3 protein-coding genes and 2 pseudogenes are annotated in these 3628 nt (G+C 58.1%); all 5 read right to left on the bottom strand.

What is annotated here, in order from left to right; translation table 11 throughout:
- Window positions 1-136, bottom strand: a pseudogene (locus CKO15_RS14595) (transposase); the annotation flags it as partial.
- A 116-nt stretch (window positions 137-252) separates the two neighbouring features.
- Window positions 253-462 (bottom strand): annotated as a pseudogene (locus CKO15_RS14590) (phage integrase N-terminal SAM-like domain-containing protein); the annotation flags it as partial.
- Window positions 463-749: 287 nt separating this feature from the next.
- The gene (locus CKO15_RS13265) at window positions 750-1394 is read right to left on the bottom strand and encodes an Eco29kI family restriction endonuclease (RefSeq protein ID WP_200197175.1); all 645 of its coding nucleotides are present in this window, start codon (window positions 1392-1394) and stop codon (window positions 750-752) included.
- Complete coding sequence (locus tag CKO15_RS13260) at window positions 1391-2605, bottom strand: DNA cytosine methyltransferase (RefSeq protein WP_018233688.1); 1215 nt, start codon at window positions 2603-2605, stop codon at window positions 1391-1393. The genes CKO15_RS13265 and CKO15_RS13260 overlap by 4 nt, the downstream gene beginning before the upstream one ends.
- The gene (locus tag CKO15_RS13255; protein WP_018233687.1) at window positions 2605-3039 is read right to left on the bottom strand and encodes a very short patch repair endonuclease; all 435 of its coding nucleotides are present in this window, start codon (window positions 3037-3039) and stop codon (window positions 2605-2607) included. Before CKO15_RS13255 ends, CKO15_RS13260 begins: the two co-directional genes overlap by 1 nt.
- Between the last annotated feature and the right edge of the window lie 589 nt (window positions 3040-3628).

The following is a 3628-nucleotide window of genomic DNA, read 5'->3' as shown; positions in this document are numbered from 1 at the left end:
CCTTGTAGCGCAAGGCAACACGCTCGCCGTCGAAGTTGACAATCCGCGCATCGCTCAACGCAATGCGGTGGCTGTAGCGCCCGAGGTAGTCAACGACCGTGTCGGTGTGGGTGAGGCACGGCTTGGAATAGACCACCTGTCAATGGCTGCCAAAATCCGTAGATATTTGGCGAAGGATTCGTCAAGACGAATCTGGGCGCGCTTGGGCAGCGTCACCTCCAAGTCCACCGCCGGCCAGGCGAGGACCTGCAGGTAGAAAAAGCGGATCCCGTTATAGGCCAAACGCACGCTGGCCGGGGCTAGCTGGCGCTCGCGCACCAGGTACTCGAAGTAGCGCTTCAGATCCGCGGGCTTTAAGGTATCGGGCGACCGGCGGGTGTACTTGGCCAGGCCGCGCACAGCGGCCAGATAGCTCTCATGGGTGTGGGCAGAAAAGCCATGCATGTGCATGGCCGCGATCATGCGGTGGCGCAACGTGCTCATCGTCGCATCCTCGGTCAATGACCCCGATTGGGTCATAACCAAGTGTGGTCGATGGGCGGGAGCCCTGCCGCGGAACGGCCGTCCTGGGCGATCTGCTTGCCCTATAATCTTCTCTTAATCATGGCCTTCGATGCGGTTCTGCACCAAAGGCCCGCGGAGCGGATTAGTTCAACGCCACAGCTCACCGGCGGCAATGGAGCGTAGCGGAATTGCCGTCCGGTGGAGCGCCTTGTTGGGCCTTTCATTGGTACGGATTACCGCGCGGCTCATGTTGTTATCATTGTGGTGTCGTCGGGAGGTGGGTTGTTTCGCAGATAATCACGCGCCTCTCTGATTATCTGTTCTGCCGTTTCATCGCGCGATCGACAGCGATCCGCCCACGGACGACCTGGATGAAGCACATCCCACCGTGGACGCAATCCCGCGTGTCGCCCTTTCCCTGGGTCATGGTTGCCGAAACCATCAATCAATTTATTCCATAACGGATCGAACTTGGCGATTAGCAATGACTCACCAAGCGGAATCCAAATGTCGTCTACAATCAGGAAACGGCAGTGGAAGTCATCAATACTCAGGTTTTCTACCTCCTCAATGCTTCGCTTGTGCTGCATAAGTCTGCTATACAGCACGCTCCCAGGGTTCGATTCCAGGTTCCCGCCTTTTCGTGCGCCCTTCGGCACTGCCTTACCAACGTAAATAGGTGCCGAAAACGCTTCGCCTCGATTTCGGTCAGCGATCAGTTCATACGCGGGGAAATCACCACAGTAGTAGATCGCATAGACTCCAGCACCATCAAAACGGGCAATCTCCGCCATCGGAGTTACCGGCTGACGGAGCATAGCCTGTCCAACGCTTTCCCCCAGATGCCGTTTGTCGAGGGGATTGAATGGAAGAACTTTTCTTTCCGTCATGCCCTCTTCCTATCCTGCTGGCCGACAAGTTTTCTGATCTCCGTCTCCGCGAGCTGCTCCGCGACGGAAGCGGCAACCTGCCGACCAAGAGAAACCGGTACCGCATTCCCCAGTTGGCGCATCGTCTCGGTCCACGACCCATGAAAAATGTAACCATCGGGAAAGGCCTGCAATCGGGCGGATTCACGGACAGTGAAGTATCGAACGGTCTCATCGTCCCTAACCATCATGTTCTCGCCACCGGGGACACCATGATCTCCCGCCTTGAGCGTCTTTGCAGGCAAATCAAGTGGGCTACCGGTGTGCCCCGGATACACCCGGGCGCCATCCTGGAATCGGTGGTTAAGAAAGTCTCGCGCGCCGGGTCGACGGGGATCTGGAACATCCTGTAACGCATCCCGCACCGTTCTCCACGGCTTCTCCTCGGACGGAATGAGCTCCGACGCCAACCGCCGAACGCGCCCCAGAAGACGATCCGGGACATTCGGGCGATGCGACTTCGCGATACGGTGGCGTTCCCAATAGTCCCCGGTGATCCATTGTGACCGCAGCAACGAGTCAAGGCTATGCGTTGACTTTGGGAAGGACCATTCAACGCCCAAGTCAGCACGGAAGCCAACGATGAAGACACGTTCCCGCTTCTGGGGTACTCCGTAATCGGCCGCATTCACCAACGTCGGAACGACGTTGTATGTGAGGCCTTTCAAGTGAAGTGCTCCGGAGGTTTTTTCCTCTTGAAGCCGTTTCAGATGATCCGGCCATGTTTCTCCATCACGCCTCACCACCTCCGGGAATTCCAACTGCAGGAGGATGTATTGGTAGTAGTTCGCGAAGCTGGATCGAGTAATCCCCTTTACGTTCTCGATAACGAAAGCCTTCGGACACAGGCGCCGCACGATGTCGACCGTCGCCGGGAACATGTCCCTCGCATCCCCGAACGCCTTGTGCCGACCACCCATGGAGAAGGGCTGACAAGGGGGGCCACCAGCGATTAGGTCGATGTCCTCCGGTATGGCGTCCCAATCGTATTCGCGAACATCGCCCTCCCAAAGGGGCCAACCCTTCACCACGGGAAACCCTCGCTGCTGGTTCTCTCGTATGGTGTCGCACGCCCACTTGTCGCGCTCTATGACAGCCAAGGATTCGAATCCAGCCAAGGATACTCCCATGGCCAGACCACCAGCCCCCGCGAAAAGCTCAACTGATTTCATTATTCAACCTCCTGTTTTTGCAGGAATTCCCTAACAACAGCGGATACTCGGTCGACATCCGCCATTTGGCATTCCCATACAATCAACACGCGCCATCCCAAGTCCTTCAACCGTCGTTGATTACGCGAATCCCGTTTCCTATTTGCCTCCAACTTTGGCCCCCAGAAGTCCAGCTTCGATTTCGGAAGCCTTGCAAGCCTGCATCCCTTGTGGCGATGCCAAAAACATCCGTGCATGAAAATCACCGCGCGCCTTGAAGGAAACACCAAATCCGGCTTCCCGGGCAGATCCTTAATGTGTAGGCGGTAACGAAATCCCATTCCATGCACAAGTCGACGAAGTTTCATTTCCGGGGCCGTTCCTGTACCCCGGATAAGGGACATTCGCTTGCTTCGTTCTTGCGGGGAGAGTGTGTCCGCCAATTCGTTCCTCATCAAGTCGAGCCATCATCATGAATATCTATAATTTTATCTCAATCTCTCTACGGGGTCTCTTGAGGCCCAACGATTAAGCGTTTATCTGGTGTGCGCGCGCTGCCGAGACGGCCTGTTGTCGCGGGGCTCCCGCGCGCAGACCAGATAAACGGTTGTTGGACTAATCCGCTCCCGGCACGGCGTGGCGGTCGGCGCGGGCACACTTTAGACAGAGGGGATTGTATTGTCGCGGCCGGTCCACTCGGCAACGACGCGTGGGCGCAGCCGGGGGTCGAGCAGGGGGAAGAGGCGCAAAGATCGGCATGTGCGTCAGTTCCTGAGGGGTCGAAGTCGGTCTCTCTGGGTCAATCTTAAACCATTTCCCGAATTTCAGGCGAGCGCGGGCGCCGACCGTTTCGGGCCGGTCCAGCTGGAGAACCCGACGCGGTCGGTGTCAGGCGCGCAAGCTGGCACCTCCCCCGCGGTCTCGGCGCGGGGGGCTCAGGCACGCGATCACGCGCAACTGGCCAGCGCGGCATGTCGGGCACGGATAGCCATCGAAGGGGGCTCGCTCGCTGGCTTCTTCGGCCTGCGCTGTCGCGGCGGGCGC

The organism is Halorhodospira abdelmalekii, assembly GCF_016583625.1.
GTDB classification, from domain to species: domain Bacteria; phylum Pseudomonadota; class Gammaproteobacteria; order Nitrococcales; family Halorhodospiraceae; genus Halorhodospira; species Halorhodospira abdelmalekii.
Note: the sequence above shows the minus strand (reverse complement) of the source record. Positions and strands in the feature narration are given on the sequence as shown.

Bases quoted from the DNA above. Each gene is read 5' to 3' on its own strand.
- CKO15_RS13265 (WP_200197175.1), bottom strand. From the start codon at position 1,394: ATGACGGAAAGAAAAGTTCTTCCATTCAATCCCCTCGACAAACGGCAT.
- CKO15_RS13260 (WP_018233688.1), bottom strand. From the start codon at position 2,605: ATGAAATCAGTTGAGCTTTTCGCGGGGGCTGGTGGTCTGGCCATGGGA.
- CKO15_RS13255 (WP_018233687.1), bottom strand. From the start codon at position 3,039: ATGAGGAACGAATTGGCGGACACACTCTCCCCGCAAGAACGAAGCAAG.